Origin of the sequence: Micromonospora sp. NPDC047753 (assembly GCF_040642735.1) — a bacterium.
Classification (GTDB): domain Bacteria; phylum Actinomycetota; class Actinomycetes; order Mycobacteriales; family Micromonosporaceae; genus Micromonospora.
This window is the reverse complement of record NZ_JBEYSL010000891.1, coordinates 1-1,135: the sequence shown is the minus strand read 5'-3', so window position 1 is coordinate 1,135 and position 1,135 is coordinate 1. Positions and strand designations below refer to the sequence as shown.

The window sequence follows — 1,135 nt, the reverse complement described above, 5'->3', positions numbered from 1 at the left end:
GCGTACCTGCCGGGCATCGAGCCGGGGCCATCTCGGGGTAACCGCCGCCGGCGATCAGCTGGTTCTTGACGATCCGGTCGGAGCCGAGGGCCAGCAGCGCCACCATCAGCAACCCGAACCACCGGTCCCCGGTCAGCCGCAGCGTCAACCGCCAAGCCAGCAGCAGGAACAGCGCGTACAGGGCCAGCGTGGGCAACCGCAGCCCGAGCAGCGACGGCCCACCGGCGAGGGCGAACACCGGCGCGGCCAGGTACGCCTCCAGCGTGCCCATGTACTGCTGGCCGTAGAACCAGACCGGGAAGCCCTCGCCCCGGGCGATGTGCAGCGCGGCCAGCCCCATGGTGGCCTCGTCGCTGTTCGTCGTCGGGGCGGCGTGCAGCAGAAGCCAGAGCCGGTAACCCACCCCGGCGAGCACCGCCAACCCGGTGAGCCGACCGACCAGGCCGGAACGCGCGCCGGGTCGCGGGCGCGGCGGGTCCGCGCCGCGCGGCTGCTCGCGTACGCCGACGGTCATCACAGGATCATGACACCCGGACGCCGAACGGCCGTGCGGCGCTGCCGGCGGAGTCAGCTGGCGGTGGCGACCGAGGCGGCGGCGCGGGCGTCGATGGCCTGCTTGTAGAGCCGGCCGGCCCGGTACGACGAACGCACCAGCGGCCCGCTCATCACCCCGGCGAAGCCGATCTCCTCGGCCTCCTCGCGCAGCTCCACGAACTCCTCCGGCTTGACCCAGCGGGTCACCGGGTGGTGCCGGGGCGAGGGGCGCAGGTACTGGGTGATGGTGATCAGCTCGCAGCCGGACTCGTGCAGGTCGCGCAGCGCCTGCGAAACCTCGGCCCGCTCCTCGCCCATGCCCAGGATCAGGTTGCTCTTGGTGACCAGGCCGTCGGCGCGGGCCTGCCGGATCACGTCCAGCGAGCGGTCGTAGCGGAACGCCGGCCGGATGCGCTTGAAGATGCGCGGCACCGTCTCCACGTTGTGGGCCAGTACCTCGGGACGGGAGCTGAAGACCTCGGCCAGCTGCTCGGGGACGGCGTTGAAGTCCGGGATCAGCAGCTCGACGCCGCAGCCGGGCTGCAGGGCGTGGATCTGTCGGACGGTCTCGGCGTACAGCCAGGCACCGCCGTCGGGCAGG

Annotated in this window: 1 protein-coding gene and 1 pseudogene; both read right to left on the bottom strand. The window is 72.5% G+C overall.

From position 1 onward, the window contains the following. Positions 1-514: pseudogene (locus ABZ749_RS35520) on the bottom strand (hypothetical protein); the annotation flags it as partial. A 53-nt stretch (positions 515-567) separates the two neighbouring features. Next, on the bottom strand, positions 568-1,135 hold a 568-nt coding region (locus ABZ749_RS35515; protein WP_357235830.1), incomplete at its 5' end, for a lipoyl synthase.